Genomic DNA, 20,637 nt, shown 5'->3' with positions numbered 1-20,637 from the left:
GGGCCGTACGGGCACCGCCACACGCCGGTGTCCCGTACGGCCCGCGAAGCCGTAATCCAGCTCAGGCGTCGATCGGCTCAGCCGTCGATCGACGTCATCACGTGCTTGACGCGCGTGTAGTCCTCGAAGCCGTAGGCGGAGAGGTCCTTGCCGTAGCCGGACTTCTTGAAGCCGCCGTGCGGCATCTCGGCGACGAGCGGGATGTGGGTGTTGATCCACACGCAGCCGAAGTCGAGCTTCTTGGACATGCGCATCGCGCGCGCGTGGTCCTTGGTCCACACCGACGAGGCGAGCGCGTACTCCACGCCGTTGGCGTGGTTCACGGCCTGCTCCTCGTCCGTGAAGGACTGGACGGTGATGACGGGGCCGAAGACCTCGTGCTGGATGATCTCGTCGTCCTGCTTGAGGCCGGAGACGACGGTCGGGGCGTAGAAGTAGCCCTTCTCGCCGACCCGGTGGCCGCCCGCCTCGATCTTGGCGTGGGCGGGCAGCCGCTCGATGAAGCCGGAGACCTGCTTGAGCTGGTTGGCGTTGTTGAGCGGCCCGTAGAGCACGTCCTCGTCGTCCGGCAGGCCGGTCTTGGTGTCGGCGGCGGCCTTGGCGAGGGCGGTGACGAACTCGTCGTGGATGCTCTCGTGCACGAGCACGCGGGTGGCGGCCGTACAGTCCTGGCCCGCGTTGAAGTAGCCCGCGACCGAGATCTCCTCGACGGCCTTGGCGATCTCGGCGTCCTCGAAGACGACGACGGGCGCCTTGCCGCCCAGCTCCAGGTGGACCCGCTTGAGGTCCTTGGACGCCGTCTCGGCGACCTGCATGCCGGCCCGTACGGAGCCGGTGATCGAGGCCATGGCGGGGGTGTGGTGCTCGACCATCAGCCGGCCGGTGTCGCGGTCGCCGCAGACGACGTTGAAGACGCCCTTGGAGTGGCCGAGGCTCTCCAGGACGCCGCCGATGATCTCGCCCAGCAGGACCGTCGAGGCGGGCGTGGTGTCGGAGGGCTTGATGACCACGGTGTTGCCCGCGGCCAGCGCCGGCGCGAACTTCCAGACGGCCATCATCATCGGGTAGTTCCAGGGCGCGACCTGAGCGCAGACGCCGATGGGCTCGCGGCGGACGATGGAGGTCAGACCCTCCATGTACTCGCCGGCCGAGCGGCCCTCCAGCATCCGCGCCGCTCCCGCGAAGAAGCGGATCTGGTCCACCATCGGCGGGATCTCCTCGGAGCGTACGAGCGCGAGGGGCTTCCCGGTGTTCTTGGACTCCGCGGCGATCAGTTCCTCGGCGCGCTCCTCGATCGCGTCCGCGACCTTGAGCAGCACCTTCTGGCGCTCGCCGGGGATGAGGTCCCGCCAGGCCGGGAACGCGGCCTCGGCGGCGGCCATGGCGGCGTCGACGTCGGCGGCCCCGGAGAGCGCGGCGGTGGCGTATGCCTCGCCCGTGGTCGGGTCGACCACCTCCGTGGTCCGCCCGTCGGCGGCGTCCCGGAACTCCCCGCCGATGTAGTTGCGCAGTGTGCGAAGCCGTCCAGGCTCGGTGGTCACTTGCCACCCCTCCTGTCAGATGTCCGATGGGTGAGATGCCCAGCCTAGTCAGGAAGGCGACGCTTTCGACACACCCACCACGCACAGACAACGGAATCCGTGAAATGCAGAGCTTTCTGCAACGGATTTCATCGATTCAGGGTTGCGGGACAGTCGAGTCCCGTGCACAGTGGGACGCGTGGCCACTCGTAGTACTGATCCGAGAAGCACGCACGGCGCGCAGCCGATCGACGCCGTCTCCCTGGCGATCATCGAACAGCTCCAGGAGGACGGCCGCCGCCCCTACGCGGCGATCGGCAAGGCCGTGGGCCTCTCCGAGGCCGCGGTGCGCCAGCGCGTACAGAAACTGCTCGACCAGGGCGTGATGCAGATCGTCGCCGTCACCGACCCGCTCACCGTCGGGTTCCGGCGCCAGGCGATGGTCGGCATCAACGTCGAAGGGGACCTCGACCCGGTCGCCGACGCGCTGACCGCCATGAACGAGGTCGAGTACGTCGTCATGACGGCGGGCTCCTTCGACCTCCTCATCGAAATCGTCTGCGAGGACGACGACCAACTGCTGCAAATGATCAACAAGCGCATCCGGACCCTCCCCGGCGTGCGCTCCACCGAGAGCTTCGTCTACCTGAAGCTGCGGAAACAGACCTACACCTGGGGAACGCGATAGCCGTGAGCAAGGACCTCTCGAAGACGGCGTACGACCACCTGTGGATGCACTTCACCCGCATGTCGTCGTACGAGAACGCGCCCGTGCCGACGATCGTGCGCGGCGAAGGCACGTACATCTACGACGACCAGGGCAGGAAGTACCTCGACGGGCTGTCCGGGCTGTTCGTGGTCCAGGCCGGGCACGGCCGCGCGGAGCTGGCCGAGGCCGCCGCCAAGCAGGCCCAGCAGCTCGCCTTCTTCCCGGTGTGGAGCTACGCCCACCCGAGCGCCGTCGAGCTGGCCGAGCGGCTCGCGCACTACGCGCCGGGCGACCTGAACAAGGTCTTCTTCACCACCGGCGGCGGCGAGGCCGTCGAGACCGCGTGGAAGCTCGCGAAGCAGTACCACAAGCTGACCGGCAACCACACCAAGTACAAGGTGATCTCACGGGCCGTCGCCTACCACGGCACCCCGCAGGGCGCCCTGTCCATCACCGGCCTGCCCGCCCTCAAGGCCCCCTTCGAGCCGCTGGTGCCCGGCGCGCACAAGGTGCCCAACACCAACATCTACCGCGCGCCGATCCACGGCGACGACCCGGAGGCGTTCGGCCGCTGGGCCGCCGACCAGATCGAGCAGGAGATCCTGTTCGAGGGCCCGGAGACCGTCGCGGCCGTCTTCCTGGAGCCCGTACAGAACGCCGGCGGCTGCTTCCCGCCGCCGCCCGGCTACTTCCAGCGGGTCCGCGAGATCTGCGACCGGTACGGCGTGCTGCTCGTCTCGGACGAGGTCATCTGCGCCTTCGGCCGCCTCGGCACGATGTTCGCCTGCGACAAGTTCGGCTACGTGCCGGACATCATCACCTGCGCCAAGGGCATGACCTCCGGCTACTCCCCGATAGGGGCCGCGGTCGTCTCGGACCGCGTCGCCGAGCCCTTCTACCAGGGCGACAACACCTTCCTGCACGGCTACACCTTCGGCGGCCACCCGGTCTCCGCCGCGGTCGCCCTCGCCAACCTCGACATCTTCGAGCGCGAGGGCCTCAACCAGCACGTCCTGGACAACGAGGCCGCCTTCCACGCCACACTCTCCAAGCTGACCGACCTGCCGATCGTCGGCGACGTGCGCGGCAACGGCTTCTTCTACGGCATCGAGCTGGTGAAGGACAAGGCCACCAAGGAGTCCTTCGACGAGGAGGAGTGCGAGCGGCTGCTGTACGGCTTCGTCAGCAAGAAGCTGTACGAGAACGGGCTGTACTGCCGGGCCGACGACCGCGGCGACCCGGTCATCCAGCTCTCCCCGCCGCTGATCTCCGACCAGTCGACCTTCGACGAGATCGAGTCCATCGTGCGGGGCGTGCTCGAAGAGGCGTGGACCAGGATCTGACGCGCCGACAGTCGCGGTCGGCTCGCGGCGGCCGCTTCCTCCGGCTTCGGTGGAAGCGGCCGTTTTCGCGTGCGTTCGCACCTACACATTCGCGTACGTTCGCCCCTACACATCTGTCATCAGCCCAATGTAATGAGCCCGACCGGAGGAAAGTGGGCCGGTCCTGCGCCGAGCCTCGACGGCAGCTAGTATCCGGGTTCCGTACGGTGCCAGTGACCCATTGGCCTCCGGTTCGTTCACCCGGACAGGGGAACGGACCCCACAGCGACCCGAGGTGCTCGACATGGCGGCCCCGCCGGACAACGACGTGCTCTGGGCACGCGGACTGCACTATTCGCACAGCGGCTCCCCCGCTCTCGCCGGTATCTCCCTCGGTGTCCGCGAGCGCGAGATCCTCGCCGTCACCGGGCCCCGCGGCTCCGGGAAGACCACCCTGCTGAAGTGCCTGTCGGGCCAACTGCCGCCGGAGAGCGGCGAGGTGTGGTTCAACAGCGCGCCGGTGCACACCCTCACCCCGCTGGGCCGGGAGCGGCTGCGGCGCGAGCGGTTCGGCTGGATCGACACCGAGCCGCATCTGGTGCCCGAGCTGACGGGCTGGGAGAACGCCGCCCTGCCGCTGCTGCTGCGCGGCACCGGCAACCGGGCCGCCCGGCAGAAGGCCGTCGAGTGGCTGGAGCGGCTCGATGTCGGTGACTGCGTTCGCAAACGGCCCGCCGCTCTCCTCCAGGCGCAGCGGCAGCGCGTCGCCATCGCCCGCGCCCTCGCCGCCGAGCCGACGGTGCTCTTCGCCGACGAGCCCACCGCGCCGCTGCACCGCCCCGACCGCGCCCAGGTGCTCCGTACGATCACGACGGCGGCCCGCTCGCACGGCATCACGGTCGTCCTCGCCACGCACGACACGGAGGCGGCCACCCTCGCCGACCGGATGGTCTCGGTGGTCGACGGCCGCCGCGTCGGCGCGGTCCCGGCCCCCGAGGCGGAGGGCAAGGCCGCGTGCTCAGTCTCCGCCTAGCCCGCGGCGCCCACCCCCTCGTCCTCCTGCGGCGGCTGCTGCTCACGGCGGTGGCCGGCGGCGTGGGCTTCCTGCTGCTGTGCACGCTGGGGCACGCCGCGACGCACCCGAAGGACATCGACGGCTCCCTCGTGCGCCTCGCCTGGTGCGCGGTGCCGCTGGCCGCCACCGCCCAGCTCGCGGTGGCGATCGCCCGTACGGACCCGGCCACGGGCCCGCGCTCCGGGCTGGCCGCCGCCGGATACGGGCCGGGCCGTCTCACGCTGCTGACCGCCGTGTCGGCCGCCGTGTTCTGCGCGCTCGGCAGCGGCCTCGCGCTCCTCGTCTTCCTCCAACTGCGCGGCGACCTCCTCGGACGGCCGGTCGCCGCGACCGCCGAACTGCTCGGTGCGGGCGAACCGCTGCCCTGGGCCGCGGTCCTCACGCTGCTCGCCGTGGGCCCGGTGACCACCGCAGTCGCGAGCGCCATCGCGCTGCGGCCCCGCGAGCCGCGCGCCGAGAAGTCCGCGCCGTCGGGGATCTCGCACGGCCTGCCGTGGGGCATCGCGCTGACCGCGACGGGCCTCGCGCTGGAGGCGTACGCGGGCCGCGGCCCCGCCCCGGCCCCCGAGTCGCTGTTCCCGCTCCCCGGCCGTCTCGACGGCAGCCCCCCGGGCGTGGTCGGCGGCTGGGCGCTCACCGCGATCGGGCTCGTCCTGGCCGGCCCCGGCCTCGCGCAGCTCATCGGCAAGGTGCTGTCCGCCGGACGGCCGGGCGCGCTGCGGCTGCTGGCCGGCCGGGTGCTCCAGGACGACGCCGTACGGATCGGCCGCCCGCTCGGCGTGGTCTGCGCGGTCGCCTCGGGCGCGCTGGCGGCGGCCGAACTGTACGGCACCGCCTGGGAATCTGCGGGCCCCCGCCCGTTCGGCCCGCTGACCGGCCTGGGCGCCGCGGTCGTCATAGCGTGCGCCACCGCGACGGCGATCACCGCGGGCATGGAGACCCGCGACCGCCGGGGCGAGACCACGGCCGCCCTGCTGCGCCTCGGCGCCCCGGCGTCCGTCCTGCGCGGCGCGGCGGCGCTCCGTACGACCGTACTGCTGACCGTGCTCGCCGCGCTGACGTGGGCGGTCGGGGTGCTCGCGGCGCTCCCGCTGACGCGGTGAGCGGTGGGACGCGCGTCCGCTTCCGGCAGGGAGCGGACGGGCGCGCGTCCGCTTCCGGCGGAAAGCTGCGGGGCGCGCGTCCACGTACGAGGGAGAGCGGCGGGGCACGCGCGTAGGGCTGTGAGCGGTGGGGCACGCGTCCGCGCACGGCGGAGTGTGCCTCACGCCGGGGGGTCGGCCCTGCGGGCCCGGCGGACCCGGCCGGTCGGCACTGGTCCACGGACGACTAACATTTGACCAGTTCTTGACCCGAGGCAACTCTTCCCCCGAAATGCGCGTCTGCCTGACAGAACACAGAGTGCGCACGCGCGAACGGAGCTACTGGTGATCATCGGCCTTCTGACGGCTGTCGCGGCATCCGCCTGCTACGGCACAGGGTCTGTCCTGCAAGCCGTGGGCTCGCGCAAATCCGCCCGGCGGGAGGCCGCGGCCGCCTCCTCGACCGGCACCACCCAGCACGGCGGCCCCAGCCTCGCCTCCACCGCGAAGGCCGCGGTGACCTGGGAGTTCATGGTCGGCACGGTGCTCGACTTCATAGGGTTCGCGCTCGGCGCGCTGGCCGCGCGGCTGCTGCCGCTCTTCCTCTCCCAGACCGTCATCAGCGCCAACCTGGTGATCACCGCCGTGCTCAGCATCAAGCTCCTCGGCATCAAGCTGACCCGCCCCGAGTGGGCCTCGATCGCGGTCGTCTGCTCGGCGCTGGTGCTGCTCGCGACGGCGGCCGGACACGAGGGCGGGGGCAACAGCTCCACGGCCACCCACTGGTGGCTGCTGATGATCTCGATCGTGCTGATGGCGGGCGGCACGGTGGCCGTGCGGCTGCTCGGCTCGCGGGCCGCGATCCTGGCCGGTCTGCTCTCCGGCCTCGGCTTCGGCGCGCTGGGCGTCGGAGTGCGCGTCCTGAACGGCATCGACCCATTCGACCTGCCCACGCTCCTCGCGGACCCGGCGCTCTACGCCATCCTCGTCGCGGGCATCGGCGGCATGTACCTGCACACGGTCGCCCTCCAGATCGGTTCGGTCAACGGCGCCACGGCGGCGCTCGTGGTCGGCGAGACGGTGCTGCCGGGCATGATCGGCGTGCTGTGGCTCGGCGACGCCTCGCGGCCCGGCTTCGCCTGGGTGGCGATCCTCGGGTTCGTCCTGGCGGTGGCGGGCGCGGTGGCCGTGGCCTGGTTCGGCCAGCCGGAGGGCGGCCCGGCGGAGCCGGGGCCGGAGGCACCGCTCCCGGCGCAGGGCTCCGACGACGATGCCCTACGGCACAAAACGGCCTCGCCCACGGGGGGCTGACCAGCGGGGAGCCGGCTCCTAAAGGCTCCCCAGGGGGCCTAAGGGGCGCTGAGCACCACCACTTCGTCCGCGTCGAACGCGACGCCGACCCGCGCCCCCGCCTCCGGCGCGTCCCGCAGCGCGCACGCCGCCTCCAGTCGCGGCCCGTCCCCGGGCCGCAGCATCAGGGCCACGTGGTCCCCGCGGAAGGTGCGCGCCTCGACCGTGCACGGCAGTCCGTCCCGTACGTCCGTCAGCCGCACCCCTGCCGGGCGTACGAGCAGCCGCTGCGTGCCTTGGGGCGCGCCCGGGGGGACCGGGACCTTGCCCCAGACCGTATCGGCGGCCTCCCCCAGCACATCCGCCGCCACGACGTTGTCGAAGCCGAGGAACCGGGCCACGAATTCGGTGGCGGGGCGCTGCCACACCTCCAGCGGCGTGCCGCTCTGCGCGATCCGCCCGTCGCGCATGACGACCACCCGGTCGGCGAGCGCGAACGCCTCGCCCTGGTCGTGGGTGACGGCGAGGACGGTGGTGCCCAAGGTGCTGAAGAGGGTGCGCAGTTCGACGACCAAGCGCTCCCGCAGCCCCCGGTCGAGCTGGCCGAAGGGCTCGTCGAGCATCAGCAGCCGGGGGCGCGGGGCCAGCGCGCGGGCGAGCGCGACGCGCTGCTGCTCGCCTCCGGACAGCGCGCCGACCGCGCGGCGCTGCGCGCCCGGCAGGCCGACCAGGTCGAGGACCTCGTCGACCGTGCGGGCCCGCTCGGCGCGGCCGGCCCCGCGCATCCGCAGCCCGAAGGCGACGTTCCCGGCCACATCGCGCTGCGGGAAGAGCTGGTGGTCCTGGAACATCAGGCCCACGCCGCGCCGGTGGGTCGGAACGCCGCTCTGGTCGCGGCCCTCCAGCGTCACCCGCCCGGCGTCGGCCCGCTGGAGCCCCGCGACGACCCGCAGCAGCGTGGACTTGCCGCTGCCGCTCGGCCCGAGCACGCACACCGTCTCGTGCTCGGCGACCTCCAGGTCCACCGCGTCCAGCGCGGTCCTCGCGCCGAAGCGGACGCTCACGCCGTCCAGTCGCAGCAGGGCCATCTAGAACTCTCCCGAACGGTCGGTGCGCACGCGCTCCAGCGCCAGCAGCGCCACCGCGCACACCAGCATCAACATGGTGCTCAGGGCCATCGCCTGCCCGTAATTCAGCTCCCCGGGCCGCCCCAGGAGGCGGGCCACCGCGACCGGCAGCGTCGGGCTCTCCGGCCGGGCGATGAAGACGGTCGCCCCGAACTCGCCGAGCGAGACCGCGAACGCGAACCCCGCCGCGACCGCCAGCGCCCGCCCCACCAGCGGCAGGTCCACCTCCCGCCAGGCCCGCAGCGGGGACGCCCCGAGCACCGCGGCGGCCTCCCGCAGCCGGACGTCGACGGCGCGCAGCACGGGCAGCATGGTCCGTACGACGAAGGGGACGCCCACCAGCGCCTGGGCCAGCGGCACCAGGATCCAGGAGTCCCGCAGGTCCAGCGGCGGCTTGTCGAGGGTGATGAGGAAGCCGAAGCCGACGGTGACGGCGGAGGTGCCGAGCGGCAGCATCAGGAGCGCGTCGAAGCCCCGTACGAGCCGTCCCGCGCCCCTCGCGCCCCCCTTCGCACCGCCTTTCGCGCCGCCCCGGAGCGTCAGGGCGGCCGCGGCCAGCCCGCCGATGACGACGGCTATGGCGGTGGCGGCGAGCCCGTAGGAGAGCGAGTTGCCGATCGCCTCCAGCGGCGCGACGACGAAGGTGCCGCCGTTGTCCGCGGCCGATTGAAGGGCGCGGTAGAAGACCGGGCCGTAGCCGTCGGGCCCGTCGAAGGAGCGCTGCACCAGCACCGCCAGCGGCAGCAGGATCAGCAGGGTGACGCAGGTCAGCACCCCCGCGAGCAGCGCCCACTGCCCCGCGCCGCGCGGCCGGTGCGCGGTCCGCGCCGCGTCGACCAGCCGGAGCGTCGACTCCCGGCGGCGTACGGTCCAGGCGTGCACGGCGAGCAGTACGCACACGGCCAGCAACTGGACGATCGAGAGCACGGCGGCCGTCGGCAGGTTCAGGAGCTGCGCGGTCTGCTGGTAGATCTCCACCTCCAGCGTCGCGTAGCGCGGGCCGCCGAGGATCTGGATGACGCCGAAGGAGGTGAAGGTGAAGAGGAAGACCATGAGGGCCGCGGCGGCGACGGCAGGCGCGAGCGCCGGGAGCGTCACCCTGCGCCAGGCCGCGAAGCGCCCGGCGCCCAGCACCCGCGCCGCCTCCTCCTGGCGCGGGTCGAGCTGCGCCCACAGGCCGCCGACGGTCCGTACGACGACCGCGTAGTTGAAGAAGACGTGGGCGAGGAGGATGGCCCAGACGGTGGTGTCGAGGCGGACGCCCCACAGTTCGTCGAGCAGCCCGCCGCGGCCGAGCAGCGCCAGGAACGCCGAGCCCGCGACGACGGTCGGCAGGACGAAGGGGACGGTGACCACGGCGCGCAGCACCTGCTTGCCGGGGAAGTCGAAGCGGGCGAAGACGTACGCGCCGGGCAGCGCGAGGGCGAGGGTCAGCGCGGTGGAGGCGGCGGCCTGCCAGGTGGTGAACCACAGCACGTGCCCGATGTGCGGGTCGCCGAGCACCTCCCCCATCCGGCCGAACTGCCATCTGCCGCCGTCCTTCAGCCCCCGGGCGACGATCGCGGCTACCGGGTAGGCGAAGAAGACGGCGAAGAACGCGAAGGGCACGGCCATCAGCGCGAGCCGCGACGCGATGCCCCGCGCGGCGGCCCGGCGGTCCGCCGCGCGGCGTGCGCCGGGGCCGTCCGGCGCGTGCCCGGGGGGCTCTACTTCAGGAGGAGCGACGACCATGACTTGACCCACTGCTCACGGTTCTTGGCGATCTGCTCCGGGGCCAGGGTCTCGGGGTCGGGGATCTTCGCGCCGTACTTCGTGAACACCTCGGGCAGCTTCGCGTCCTGGTTCGCCGGCTTGACGAACATCTGGAGCGGCATGTCCTCCTGGAACTCCTTGCTCACCAGGAAGTCGAGGAGCGCCTTGCCGCCCTCGGTGTTCTTCGCGCCGCTGAGCAGTCCGGCGAATTCGATCTGCCGGAAGCACGTGCCGGTCGCGACCCCGGTGGGCCCCTCCTGCGGCTGCGGCTTGGCGTCCAGCACCTCGGCGGGCGGGCTGGAGGCGTAGGAGACGACGAGCGGTTTGTCGCCCTTGGCCTTCTTTCCGGCGGCGGAGCCGGAGAACCGCTGGTTGTAGGCCTGCTCCCAGCCGTCCACGACCTCGACGCCGTTGTCCTTGAGCCGCTGCCAGTACTTCTGCCAGCCGTCGGCGCCGTACTTGGCGACGGTGCCGAGCTGGAAGGCGAGGCCGGGGGACGAGGTGGCGACGTTCTCGGTGACGAGGAGGTTCTTGTACTCCGGCTTGACGAGGTCGTCGAAGGACCGCGGCGGCGCCAGCTTGTGGTCCTTGAAGTAGGCGCGGTCGTAGTTGACGCAGATGTCCCCGGTGTCGACAGGGGTGGCGCGGTGCTTCGCCGCGTCGAGCTGGAGGTCGCGCGGAACGCGGTCCAGCCCCTTCGCCTCGTACGGCGTGAACAGGCCGTTGTCGAGGGCGCGCGAGAGGAGGGTGTTGTCGACGCCGAAGAAGACGTCCCCCTGCGGGTGCGATTTCGAGAGGATCGCCTGGTTGACGGCCGCGCCGGCGTCGCCGCTCTTGACGACCCGGACCTTGTAGCCGGTCTTCTTGGTGAAGTCGTCGAGCACGGGCTTGGAGGCGTTGAACGAGTCGTGCGAGACCAGGGTGACCGTCTTGGAGTCCGACGCGTCCGAGCCGGAGCCGCCGCAGGCGGCGAGCGTGGCCACGCCGAGGGCGCCGACGACCGCGGCGCCGATGGCACGCCGGATGTTGCTGTTCATGAGTGAGCTGACTCCCTACGCCGGTATGACCCGGATCAGGTCCGAGGGTCTGCGGCCGGGCCGCACTCTCAGCGCTCTGTGCGCTCCCCTGTCGGATTGTTCAATTGTGCGAAAGCACCATATCAGCGCTCGGATGCGGCCAATTGTCCGCAGGCGCCGTCGATCTCCTGCCCCCGCGTGTCCCGCACGGTCACGGGCACGCCATGGGCCGCTATCGCCTCGACGAACGCCTTCTCGTCCTCCGGGCGGGACGCGGTCCACTTGGAGCCGGGCGTCGGGTTGAGCGGGATGAGGTTGACGTGCACCCGCTTGCCCCGGAGCAGCCGTCCGAGCAGGTCGCCGCGCCACGCCTGGTCGTTGATGTCGCGGATCAGCGCGTACTCGATGGAGACGCGGCGGCCGGACTGCTCCGCGTACTCCCAGGCGGCGTCGAGGACCTCGCGGACCTTCCAGCGGGTGTTGACCGGTACGAGCGTGTCGCGCAGCTCGTCGTCCGGGGCGTGCAGGGAGACCGCGAGGCGGCATTTGAAGCCCTCGTCGGCGAAGCGCAGCATCGCGGGCACGAGGCCGACGGTGGAGACCGTGATGCCGCGCTGGGAGAGGCCGAGCCCGTCCGGCTCGGGGTCCGTGAGCCGGCGGATCGCGCCCACGACGCGCTTGTAGTTGGCCAGCGGCTCGCCCATCCCCATGAAGACGATGTTCGAGAGCCGGGCCGGGCCGCCGGGCACCTCGCCGTCGCGCAGGGCGCGCATGCCGTCGACGATCTGGTGGACGATCTCGGCCGTGGACAGGTTCCGGTCCAGCCCGGCCTGGCCGGTGGCGCAGAACGGGCAGTTCATCCCGCAGCCCGCCTGCGAGGAGATGCACATCGTGACCCGGTCCGGATAGCGCATCAGCACGGACTCGACGAGCGTGCCGTCATGCAGCTTCCAGAGCGTCTTACGGGTGGTGTCGTCGTCGCACGAGATGTGCCGCACCACGCTCATCAGCTCCGGCAGCATCTCGGCCGCCAGCCGCTCGCGCGCCGCCGCGGGGATGTCGGTCCACTGCGCCGGGTCGTGCGCGTACCGCGCGAAGTAGTGCTGCGAGAGCTGCTTGGCGCGGAACGGCTTCTCGCCGATCGCGGCCACAGCCTCGCGGCGCTCGGCGGGGCTGAGGTCGGCGAGATGGCGCGGCGGCTTCTTGGCTCCGCGCGGCGCGACGAAAGTGAGTTCTCCGGGCTTAGGCATGGTCCATCCAGTGTGGCAGACATCGGGAAAGGGGCCCGCCGCCCTGTGGACAACGGCCCCCTTCCGGGAAAGACGCAGGTCAGCCGCTGCCGACGAAGATCACCATCAGCAGCCACACCACCGGAGCGGTGGGCAGCAGGGAGTCCAGCCGGTCCATGATCCCGCCGTGGCCGGGCAGCAGCGTGCCCATGTCCTTGATCCCGAGATCCCGCTTGATCATGGACTCGCCGAGGTCGCCGAGGGTGGCGCTGGCCGCGACCGCGCAGCCGAGCAGCAGCCCGTGCCACCAGGTCCCGTCGTCGATCAGGTACTGCATGCACAGCGCGCCCGCCACCATCGCGAAGGCGACCGCGCCGACCAGCCCCTCGCGGGTCTTGCCGGGGCTGATCCGCGGGGCGAGCTTCTTCTTGCCGAACTTCCAGCCCACCGCGTACGCGCCGGTGTCGCTGACGACCGTCAGCACGAGGAAGGTGAGCACCCGCCACGGGCCGTCCTCCGCGGCGAGCATCAGCGCCACGAACGTGGCGAGGAAGGGCACGTAGAACGCCGCGAAGATGCCCGCCGTGACATCCCGCAGATAGTCCTCGGGCGGGTCCGTCATCCGCCACACGAGCACGGCGAGCGCGGTGAAGGCCATGGCCACCCACGCGCCCTCCGGGCCGTCCAGGTAGCCCGCGACGACCATGGCGGCGCCGCCCACCGCGAGCGGCACCAGCGGGGCCTTGACCGCCTTCTTCTCCGCCAGGCGGGAGGTCAGCTCCCACAGGCCGACGACGACGGCGACCACTATCACGCCGAGGAAGACGGGCTTGTAGATGAACAGGGAGGCGACGATGATCGCGCCCAGGCCCAGGCCCACCCCTATGGCGGCCCGCAGGTCGCGGCCCGCGCTCTTCTTCACGGGCGCGGCGGCGGGCTCCGGCGCCATGGGGACGGGCTCGGGCACCGGAGTGGGCTCCTGTTCCCCGTGGGGCCGCTCAGCACGGAACTGTTCGTCACGGGCCCCTTCCTCAGGGAACTGTTCATCGCGGAACAGGGGGCCGCCGAGGTAGGCGGCCCCCTTCTCACGGTCGTCCTGCTCTCCGCCTGCGTCGGGCACGATGGGCATGGGCCGAGTCTGCGCCGCGTCACCCATGTCGTGCACGGGACCCGCCGCACGGGCCGGCCCCCGGTCGGTGGGCCCCCGGTATCCGGCGCTCGGCGGGGCCCCCCAGGAAGAGTCGTTCATCAGACCTCGAGCAGCTCGGCTTCCTTGTGCTTGAGCAACTCGTCCACCTGCGCGACGTACTTCGCGGTGGTGTCGTCGAGCTCCTTCTCCGCGCGGCGCACCTCGTCCTCGCCGGACTCCTTGTCCTTGACGAGCTTGTCGAGGGATTCCTTGGCCTTGCGGCGCACCGAGCGGATCGAGACCTTCGAGTCCTCGGCCTTGCCCTTGGCGACCTTGATGTACTGGCGGCGCCGGTCCTCGGTCAGCTCCGGGAACGTCACCCGGATGATCGTTCCGTCGTTGCTCGGGTTGACGCCCAGATCCGAGTCGCGGATCGCCTGCTCGATGTTGCGCAGCGCGCTCTTGTCGAACGGGGTCACCACGGCCATCCGCGGCTCCGGCACCGAGAACGACGCCAGTTGGTTGATCGGGGTCAGCGCACCGTAGTAGTCCGCCACGATCTTGTTGAACATCGCCGGGTGCGCACGCCCCGTACGGATCGCCGCGAAGTCCTCCTTGGCGACCACGACGGCCTTCTCCATCTTCTCCTCGGCCTCGAGGAGGATCTCTTCGATCACCACTTGCTCCTGGTGTTATCAGTAAGCAGAGCCTCGCCCCTGCGCGCGTCTTCTCCTGCACGGTGTCCGACCGGCAGGCCGTTGTCCATCCCCGTGCCGCGCATCTCGCGCGGCGGGGGTTGCCGTCGTGGCCGCACGGTCCCGGATGGAGGGCGCGTGCCGCTCGTACGGCCGTACGAGCCGTCAGGCCCGGGTACCCCGGTCGCTCACGAGCGTGCCGATCTTCTCACCCTTCACGGCGCGCGCGATGTTCCCCTCGGCGAGCAGCTCGAAGACGAGGATCGGGAGCTGGTTGTCCATGCACAGGGTGATGGCCGTGGCGTCGGCGACCTTGAGTCCGCGGGAGATGACCTCGCTGTACTCCAGCGCGTCGAACTTCACCGCGTCCGGGTTCTTCTTGGGGTCGGAGTCGTAGACCCCGTCCACGCCGTTCTTGCCCATCAGCAGGCACTCGGCGTCGATCTCCAGCGCGCGCTGGGCGGCGGTGGTGTCGGTGGAGAAGTAGGGCATCCCCATGCCGGCGCCGAAGATGACGACGCGGCCCTTCTCCAGGTGGCGCACCGCCCGCAGCGGAATGTAGGGCTCCGCGACCTGGCCCATGGTGATGGCGGTCTGGACGCGGGAGTCGATGCCCTCCTTCTCCAGGAAGTCCTGGAGGGCCAGGCAGTTCATGACCGTGCCGAGCATGCCCATGTAGTCGGACCGGGCCCGGTCCATGCCGCGCTGCTGGAGTTCGGCGCCGCGGAAGAAGTTGCCGCCGCCGATGACGACGGCGATCTCCGCGCCGTCCCGGACGACCGCGACGATCTCTCTGGCGATCTTGTGCACGACGTCCGGGTCGACGCCCAGTCCCCCGCCGCCCGCGAAGGCCTCACCGGACAGCTTCAGCATGAACCGGCGGTGTTTGCCGCCGGCGCCCTTGTCGTCGGCAGCCTGGGTGGCGTCCGCGCCCTGATTCATTGGAGATCTCCTCGTGCACATACGAAGAAGGCCATTGCCGGTGGTCCCTTTCGGTTCCCTCTGCGGCAATGGCCTCCTCGTCACATCTGCGGCCGGCCGGTGGACGGTCGGCTGCGTACGACCCTAGCGGGTCGTGGGTCATTCGCTGACTTCGTCAGGCTCAGACGCCGACGCGGAAGCGGGCGAAGTGCTTGAGCGTGACGCCGGCCTCGTCCAGGACCTTCTGGACGGTCTTCTTGTTGTCCTTGGCGAACGGCTGGTCCAGCAGCACGCTCTCCTTGAAGAAGCCGGTGACGCGACCCTCGACGATGCGCTCCAGGGCGGCCTCGGGCTTGCCCTCCTCGCGGGCGGTGGCCTCGGCGACGCGACGCTCGTTCTCGACCGTCTCGGCCGGGATGTCGTCACGGGTGAGGAACTTCGGCGCGAACGCGGCGATGTGCTGGGCCACGTCCTTGGCGGCCTCGGCGGCGGCCTCGTCGGAGGCGGTGCCCTTGTCCAGCTCGACCAGGACGCCGACCTGCGGGGGCAGGTCCGGGCTGGTGCGGTGCATGTACGCGGCCACGTAACCGCCGGAGTACTGCGCGAAGCGGTCGAGGACGATCTTCTCGCCGAGGGTGGCGTTGGCCTCGTCCACGAAGGCCTGCACGGTCTTGCCGGGCTCGATCTCGGACGCGCGCAGCGCCTCGATGTCGGCCGGGGAGGTCTTGGCGACGTGCTCGGCGAGGGCATCGGCGACGGCGACGAACTTGTCGCCCTTGGCGACGAAGTCCGTCTCGCACTTCAGCTCCAGCAGCACGCCGGAGGACTTGTCGTCGGCGATCAGGGAGACGACGGCACCGTTCTCGGCGCTGCGGCTCTCGCGCTTGGCGACGCCCTTCTGGCCCTTGACGCGGAGGATCTCGACGGCCTTGTCGACGCTGCCCTCGGCCTCGTCCAGCGCCTTCTTGCAGTCCATCATGCCGGCGCCGGTGAGCTCGCGGAGCTTCTTGACGTCAGCGGCGGTGGTGTTCGCCATGGTCTGTGAATCTCTTCTCGAAAGTCGATGTGACTACGGGTGAACGGCGGGGACGGTGCGCGCGGCACCGTCCCCCTCCGTCATCAGCCGTGACGTGTGAGGTCAGGCCTGCTCGGCGTCCGCGGCCGGAGCCTCGGCGGCCGGGGCCTCGGCGGCGGCCGGGGCGTCAGCGGCGGCCTCGGCCGGCTTCTCGGCCTCGGCGGCGGGGGCCTCTTCCTCGGTCTTCTTGGTTTCGAGCAGGTCGCGCTCCCACTCGGCCAGCGGCTCACCGACGGCCTTCTCGCCCTTGGCGTCACCGGAGGCGGCGCCGGAGCGGGCGATGAGGCCCTCGGCGACGGCGTCGGCGATCACGCGGGTGAGCAGGGTGACGGAGCGGATCGCGTCATCGTTGCCGGGGATCTTGTAGTCGACCTCGTCGGGGTCGCAGTTGGTGTCCAGGATCGCGACGACCGGGATCCGGAGCTTGCGCGCCTCGCCGACGGCGATGTGCTCCTTCTTGGTGTCCACGATCCAGACGGCGCTGGGCACCTTCTGCATCTCGCGGATGCCGCCGAGGGTCTTCTCCAGCTTGGCCTTCTCGCGGGAGAGGACCAGGAGCTCCTTCTTGGTGAGGCCGGAGGCGGCCACATCCTCGAAGTCGATGAGCTCAAGCTCCTTGAGACGCTGGAGGCGCTTGTAGACGGTGGAGAAGTTGGTGAGCATGCCGCCCAGCCAGCGCTGGTTGACGTAGGGCATGCCGACGCGGGTCGCCTGCTCGGCGATCGCCTCCTGCGCCTGCTTCTTGGTGCCGACGAACATGATGGAGCCGCCGTGCGCGACGGTCTCCTTGACGAACTCGTAGGCGCGGTCGATGTACGACAGCGACTGGAGCAGGTCGATGATGTAGATGCCGTTGCGCTCGGTGAAGATGAAGCGCTTCATCTTCGGGTTCCAACGGCGGGTCTGGTGACCGAAGTGGACGCCGCTCTCCAGCAGCTCCCGCATCGTGACGACGGCCATGGCCGTACTCCTATGTGCTCGGTTCCCGCGCCGGCCGGGCGGCCGTCGCGCCTGACGCCCCGTCGCGCCCGCCGTGGGCGGCGCCTTTGCGAGGAGCCGTTCCGCGGACCGAGGGACACGGCCACCGGGCTGCCCGAGAGGGCCTGAATCGCCGGTGGCGGGGCGTGCGAAGTCGATCCGGTGACCCGGATCGCCACAAGAAGTGTACGGGACCGCCGCACCGACGGGTGACGCCGTTGTCCACAACCCACCAGTAGTCCACAGATTCGCTCCATGATCCCCGAGCGCCGCGCCTTCTCCGCCACGGTTCTCCCATGCGCCGACCCACGACGACCGCGACCACGGCCCTGCTCTGCGTCCTCCTGACCCTCTACGCCCCGGCCCTCAGCCATGCGGCGGTCCCCGTACCCGCTCAGGTCGGGGCAATCGCTGAAGCAGGCGCCGCGCCCACCCCGCACCCACCTCGTCCGGGCGCGCACGCCGGCGGCCGGACCGAGGCCGACGGGCGGGCCGAGGCCGACGGGCCTGCGCCGGGAGCGAGCCAGGCAGACGCGCCCGCTCGCGCCTGGCCTGTGACCGGGAATGGGGGTGCGCCGCGCCCCCTGGTCGTACGGGCGTGGGAACCGCCCCCAACGCCGTGGGCGGCGGGCCACCGCGGCGTGGACCTCGCCGCCCGCTCCGGTCAGGCAGTACGGGCGGCCGGGGCCGGAAAGGTGTCCTTCGCGGGGAAGGTCGCGGGCCGCGGGGTGCTGTCGATCGAGCTGTCCGGGACCGGCAGCCCGCCCTTGCGCACCACGTACGAGCCGGTGCGCGCGACGGTGCACGCGGGCGACCGGGTGACCGCGGGGCAGCCGGTGGGCGCCCTCCTGCCCGCCCCCTCCCACTGCGGGGCTACGGCCTGCCTGCACTGGGGCCTGCTACGCGGCCACCGTTACCTAGACCCACTCTCCCTGCTCCCGCCGGACATGCTGGGCAGCGGCCACTCCCGGCTCCTACCAGTCTTCGGCATCCCCCTGGGCGCCCCGGCCCCGCCACCCGCACCCCTCCCCGCACACACCTCAGAACGGCTACAACCCGCCGGCTGGACGGACCACACCGCCCCAACCCACGCGATCACGGCTGCCGCCTTGATCACAGCCGCAGCATGCGCCTACCGCATACTGCGCCCCACCCAACGCCCCCAGCGCACGCCGAGCGCCCGCCACGTCAGACCCCAGGAAGCACCATCAGCAGCCACGCGGGGATGAGCGGCACGAATGGCGGGCGAGCCCACGGGACAGCCGACACAACCAACCGAGTACGGACACGGCGGCTCCGGCCCGACTCGGCCGACGGATGAGACGACCGGCGTACGAGTGCGGGGGGCCGACGGGCTGCGCGGAGGGACAGCCACCCGCCCACAAAGGCAAAGGTCCTCGCCCCGCGGAGGCAATCGGCGGGCACCCCATAAGGCTGAGCGACAGGCGGGCTCGGAGCGGGGCGAGGGACAACCCGCCAAGGCCGAGCGGCAGGCAGACAGCACAGGCGAGTCTGAGACAAGCCCGCCAGGCCGCAACAGCGGGCGCCCTCAAAGACAAGCGGCCGAACCACGCGGGAAGGGGGGCCAGCCGACCAAGCCCAGCAGCGGGCACCCTCACAGACGAGCAGTCGACCCACGCCGGAGGCGGGCCAGTCGACCAAGCCAAGCAACGGGCACTCCCGGAGGCAAGCGGTGGGCAACCCACGAGGTCGAGTAGCGGCTGGCCCGCGCAGACGGACCGGGGGCCGCCAGTTCGTCAGGCCGGGTGCCGGGTCCTCGCGCAGGCGAGCGGCGGGCAAGCCACGAAGCCGAGCAGCGGCCGGACCGCCAGGCAAGCATGGGGTCAGCCGACCAGACCGAGTAGCAGCCCTCCCGCGAAAGCGGGGTGGCAGGCAACCCGCCAGGCCGAGCAGCGAGAAGCCCCGCAAAGGCGGGTGGCAGGCAACCCGCCAGGCCAAACGGCGGCCGAAACCGCGAAGAGGGGGCTCGGGCGAGCCCATCAAAGGGAGTGGCGGGGCGTCCCACGAAGGCGAGCGGTGGACAACCCGCCGGGCCGAGCAGCGGACGAACCCCGAGGAGGGGCGCTGGTACGAGCCCGTCAAGCCGAGCTGCGGGCGCCCACGAAGGCGAGTGGCGCTGGCCTCCGCTGAGGCCGTGCAGCGGACGAACCACGCGGGCGGGCACCGCAAGGGGGTGATGGCCGGCCCGCGAGGGCCGTTGGTCAGCCGCGGACGCCCCGCAGGGCCATGGCCACGGCCGCTTCCGTGATGCGGTCCGGCTCCTCGGCCGCGCCGAGCTCGATGCGGCGCACGGCGGCGTCGACCACGCCCTGAAGCAGCATGGCCGCCAGCCGTGGCTGCTCGTGTCCGAGACCGCCAAGCGCCTCCACGACCATCGCGATCAAGCCGCCGTGCGCGGCGCGGATCTTCTCGCGCGCTCCGGCGTCCAGCTCGCCCGCCGAGATGGCGACGACGGCCCGGTGCCGGCGGTCGCCGACGAGCGCGAGCTGCTGCCGCACGTACGCCTCGATCTTCGCCTCCGGCGTGTCGACCCGCTCCATGGCGGACTCGACCTCCGCCGCCCAGACGGGGAAGTCGACGGCGCACAGCTCTTCGACGACGGCCGCCCGGGAGCGGAAGTACTCATACACGGAGGACCGCGCGAGCCCGGTCCGCTCGGCGAGGGCGGGGAAGGTCAGCGCCTCCGTGCCGCCTTCGGACAGCAGGGTGCGGGCGGCGTCCAATAGGGCGCCGCGCTGCATCGTCCGGTGCTCGGCCACTGAAGCCGCTCGAATCCTTGGCACCCTTCCACTCTACGGATGCTCCGCGCGAACGACGACGCTGGTGGGACGATTCAGCGTCCGACATCGGCCAGTTTGGCCCGCAACTGGAGCACGGACTTGGTGTGGATCTGACTGACCCGGCTCTCCGTGACCCCGAGGACATTGCCGATCTCGGCGAGCGTGAGCCCTTCGTAGTAGTAGAGGGTGACCACGGTCTTCTCCCGGTCCGGGAGCGTGTTGATGGCGCGCGCCAGGAGCCGCCGCAACTCCCTGTCCTCGGCGATCTCGACCGGGTTGTCGGCGGCGGTGTCCTCCAGCGTGTCCATCAGGCTGAGCCGGTCGCCGCCGTCGCCGCCGACGTGCAGCAGTTCCTCCAGAGCCACCACGTTGGCGAGCGACAACTGGCTGAAGACCCCGTGCAGTTCCTCCAGCCCGATGTCCATCTCCCTCGCCACCTCCGCCTCCGAGGGCGTGCGGTGCAGGGCCGCCTCCAGTGTGGCGTACGCGCGCTCGACCGCCCGCGCCTTCTGCCGGACCGACCGGGGGATCCAGTCCAGCGCCCGCAGCTCGTCGATCATCGCCCCCCGGATCCGGGTGATGGCGTACGTCTCGAACTTGATGGCCCGCTCGGGCTCGAACTTCTCGATGGCGTCGATGAGCCCGAAGACCCCGGAGGAGACGAAGTCGGCCTGCTCGACATTGGGCGGCAGCCCCACGCTCACCCGCCCCGCCACGTATTTGACCAGGGGCGAGTAGTGCAGGATGAGCTGCTCGCGCAGCCGCCCGTCGCCCGTCGCCTTGTAGGAGCGCCACAACTCGTCGAGCGTCGAGGGCGCGGGAGGGCGCACTGTGCCGCGGGCGGCGGGCGGCGCTGCCGCGCGGTCAGAACCCGAGGTGTGCTGGGGCATTCTTCGCCTTGAGCCGTTCTGCCGTG

18 protein-coding genes and 1 riboswitch are annotated in these 20,637 nt (G+C 71.4%); of the genes, 6 read left to right on the top strand and 12 right to left on the bottom strand.

Features of this window, described 5'->3' with window-relative positions; genetic code table 11:
* Positions 1-77: 77 nt before the first annotated feature.
* Positions 78-1,541: a gamma-aminobutyraldehyde dehydrogenase gene (locus IF55_RS25455; RefSeq protein ID WP_030885054.1), complete on the bottom strand. Its 1,464-nt coding sequence runs from the start codon at positions 1,539-1,541 to the stop codon at positions 78-80.
* Positions 1,542-1,719: 178 nt separating this feature from the next.
* Here IF55_RS25455 and IF55_RS25450 point away from each other — a divergent pair, with 178 nt between their 5' ends.
* From IF55_RS25450 to IF55_RS25430, 5 genes are all read left to right on the top strand, one after another.
* Positions 1,720-2,208 (top strand): Lrp/AsnC family transcriptional regulator, encoded by a 489-nt coding sequence (locus IF55_RS25450; RefSeq protein WP_030885052.1) that lies wholly within the window; start codon positions 1,720-1,722, stop codon positions 2,206-2,208.
* Positions 2,193-3,572: an aspartate aminotransferase family protein gene (locus IF55_RS25445; protein WP_030885048.1), complete on the top strand. Its 1,380-nt coding sequence runs from the start codon at positions 2,193-2,195 to the stop codon at positions 3,570-3,572. Before IF55_RS25450 ends, IF55_RS25445 begins: the two co-directional genes overlap by 16 nt.
* A 283-nt stretch (positions 3,573-3,855) precedes the next feature.
* Entirely contained in the window at positions 3,856-4,584 is a 729-nt protein-coding gene (locus IF55_RS25440) for an ABC transporter ATP-binding protein (RefSeq protein ID WP_030885045.1), read from the top strand.
* Positions 4,566-5,729 carry a hypothetical protein gene (locus IF55_RS25435; protein WP_030885041.1) on the top strand — a complete coding sequence of 388 codons (1,164 nt, stop codon included), beginning with the start codon at positions 4,566-4,568 and terminating at the stop codon, positions 5,727-5,729. Before IF55_RS25440 ends, IF55_RS25435 begins: the two co-directional genes overlap by 19 nt.
* Before the next feature lie 324 nt (positions 5,730-6,053).
* Positions 6,054-7,019: a DMT family protein gene (locus tag IF55_RS25430; protein WP_063764034.1), complete on the top strand. Its 966-nt coding sequence runs from the start codon at positions 6,054-6,056 to the stop codon at positions 7,017-7,019.
* A 38-nt stretch (positions 7,020-7,057) separates the two neighbouring features.
* Here the strand turns inward: IF55_RS25430 and IF55_RS25425 are convergent, their stop codons facing one another.
* From IF55_RS25425 to rpsB, 9 genes are all read right to left on the bottom strand, one after another.
* Entirely contained in the window at positions 7,058-8,086 is a 1,029-nt protein-coding gene (locus IF55_RS25425) for an ABC transporter ATP-binding protein (protein WP_030885036.1), read from the bottom strand.
* Positions 8,087-9,856, bottom strand: a complete 1,770-nt coding sequence (locus IF55_RS25420) for an ABC transporter permease (RefSeq protein WP_048832425.1) — start codon at positions 9,854-9,856, stop codon at positions 8,087-8,089.
* Positions 9,832-10,914 (bottom strand): thiamine ABC transporter substrate-binding protein, encoded by a 1,083-nt coding sequence (locus tag IF55_RS25415; RefSeq protein ID WP_030885031.1) that lies wholly within the window; start codon positions 10,912-10,914, stop codon positions 9,832-9,834. The genes IF55_RS25420 and IF55_RS25415 overlap by 25 nt, the downstream gene beginning before the upstream one ends.
* A riboswitch (TPP riboswitch) is annotated at positions 10,910-11,014 on the bottom strand. (Overlaps the previous gene by 5 nt.)
* A 22-nt stretch (positions 11,015-11,036) precedes the next feature.
* Positions 11,037-12,143: a dual-specificity RNA methyltransferase RlmN gene (gene rlmN, locus IF55_RS25410; RefSeq protein WP_030885028.1), complete on the bottom strand. Its 1,107-nt coding sequence runs from the start codon at positions 12,141-12,143 to the stop codon at positions 11,037-11,039.
* 79 nt (positions 12,144-12,222) lie between these two features.
* Positions 12,223-13,371, bottom strand: coding sequence for a phosphatidate cytidylyltransferase (locus IF55_RS25405; protein WP_030885025.1), 1,149 nt, complete (start codon positions 13,369-13,371; stop codon positions 12,223-12,225).
* Positions 13,371-13,928 carry a ribosome recycling factor gene (gene frr / locus IF55_RS25400; RefSeq protein ID WP_030885022.1) on the bottom strand — a complete coding sequence of 186 codons (558 nt, stop codon included), beginning with the start codon at positions 13,926-13,928 and terminating at the stop codon, positions 13,371-13,373. Before frr ends, IF55_RS25405 begins: the two co-directional genes overlap by 1 nt.
* A 183-nt stretch (positions 13,929-14,111) precedes the next feature.
* Positions 14,112-14,888 (bottom strand): UMP kinase, encoded by a 777-nt coding sequence (pyrH, locus tag IF55_RS25395; RefSeq protein WP_030885018.1) that lies wholly within the window; start codon positions 14,886-14,888, stop codon positions 14,112-14,114.
* A 160-nt stretch (positions 14,889-15,048) separates the two neighbouring features.
* Complete coding sequence (gene tsf, locus IF55_RS25390) at positions 15,049-15,903, bottom strand: translation elongation factor Ts (protein ID WP_030885014.1); 855 nt, start codon at positions 15,901-15,903, stop codon at positions 15,049-15,051.
* A gap of 102 nt (positions 15,904-16,005) precedes the next feature.
* Positions 16,006-16,902: a 30S ribosomal protein S2 gene (rpsB, locus tag IF55_RS25385; RefSeq protein WP_030885011.1), complete on the bottom strand. Its 897-nt coding sequence runs from the start codon at positions 16,900-16,902 to the stop codon at positions 16,006-16,008.
* A 314-nt stretch (positions 16,903-17,216) separates the two neighbouring features.
* Between rpsB and IF55_RS37645 the strand changes: the two genes are divergently transcribed.
* A complete protein-coding gene (locus tag IF55_RS37645) occupies positions 17,217-18,149 on the top strand; it encodes a M23 family metallopeptidase (protein ID WP_078645175.1) in 933 nt (310 codons plus the stop codon).
* Between the two features lie 993 nt (positions 18,150-19,142).
* Here the strand turns inward: IF55_RS37645 and IF55_RS25380 are convergent.
* Both IF55_RS25380 and whiG read right to left on the bottom strand, forming a co-directional pair.
* Positions 19,143-19,682 carry a TetR/AcrR family transcriptional regulator gene (locus tag IF55_RS25380; protein WP_037965718.1) on the bottom strand — a complete coding sequence of 180 codons (540 nt, stop codon included), beginning with the start codon at positions 19,680-19,682 and terminating at the stop codon, positions 19,143-19,145.
* Between the two features lie 92 nt (positions 19,683-19,774).
* Entirely contained in the window at positions 19,775-20,611 is an 837-nt protein-coding gene (whiG, locus tag IF55_RS25375) for an RNA polymerase sigma factor WhiG (protein WP_048832424.1), read from the bottom strand.
* Positions 20,612-20,637: the final 26 nt, after the last annotated feature.

The sequence above is a fragment of the Streptomyces varsoviensis genome (assembly GCF_000718635.1).
In the GTDB taxonomy this organism is placed as follows: domain Bacteria; phylum Actinomycetota; class Actinomycetes; order Streptomycetales; family Streptomycetaceae; genus Streptomyces; species Streptomyces varsoviensis.
This window is presented reverse-complemented; position numbering and strand designations above follow the sequence as displayed.

Excerpts from the sequence above, each read along its gene's own strand:
- IF55_RS25440 (WP_030885045.1), top strand. The coding sequence starts at position 3,856 with ATGGCGGCCCCGCCGGACAACGACGTGCTCTGGGCACGCGGACTGCAC.
- IF55_RS25425 (WP_030885036.1), bottom strand. The coding sequence starts at position 8,086 with ATGGCCCTGCTGCGACTGGACGGCGTGAGCGTCCGCTTCGGCGCGAGG.
- IF55_RS25420 (WP_048832425.1), bottom strand. The coding sequence starts at position 9,856 with ATGGTCGTCGCTCCTCCTGAAGTAGAGCCCCCCGGGCACGCGCCGGAC.
- IF55_RS25415 (WP_030885031.1), bottom strand. The coding sequence starts at position 10,914 with ATGAACAGCAACATCCGGCGTGCCATCGGCGCCGCGGTCGTCGGCGCC.
- rlmN (WP_030885028.1), bottom strand. The coding sequence starts at position 12,143 with ATGCCTAAGCCCGGAGAACTCACTTTCGTCGCGCCGCGCGGAGCCAAG.
- IF55_RS25405 (WP_030885025.1), bottom strand. The coding sequence starts at position 13,371 with ATGAACGACTCTTCCTGGGGGGCCCCGCCGAGCGCCGGATACCGGGGG.
- pyrH (WP_030885018.1), bottom strand. The coding sequence starts at position 14,888 with ATGAATCAGGGCGCGGACGCCACCCAGGCTGCCGACGACAAGGGCGCC.
- tsf (WP_030885014.1), bottom strand. The coding sequence starts at position 15,903 with ATGGCGAACACCACCGCCGCTGACGTCAAGAAGCTCCGCGAGCTCACC.
- rpsB (WP_030885011.1), bottom strand. The coding sequence starts at position 16,902 with ATGGCCGTCGTCACGATGCGGGAGCTGCTGGAGAGCGGCGTCCACTTC.
- IF55_RS37645 (WP_078645175.1), top strand. The coding sequence starts at position 17,217 with ATGCGCCGACCCACGACGACCGCGACCACGGCCCTGCTCTGCGTCCTC.
- IF55_RS25380 (WP_037965718.1), bottom strand. The coding sequence starts at position 19,682 with ATGCAGCGCGGCGCCCTATTGGACGCCGCCCGCACCCTGCTGTCCGAA.
- whiG (WP_048832424.1), bottom strand. The coding sequence starts at position 20,611 with ATGCCCCAGCACACCTCGGGTTCTGACCGCGCGGCAGCGCCGCCCGCC.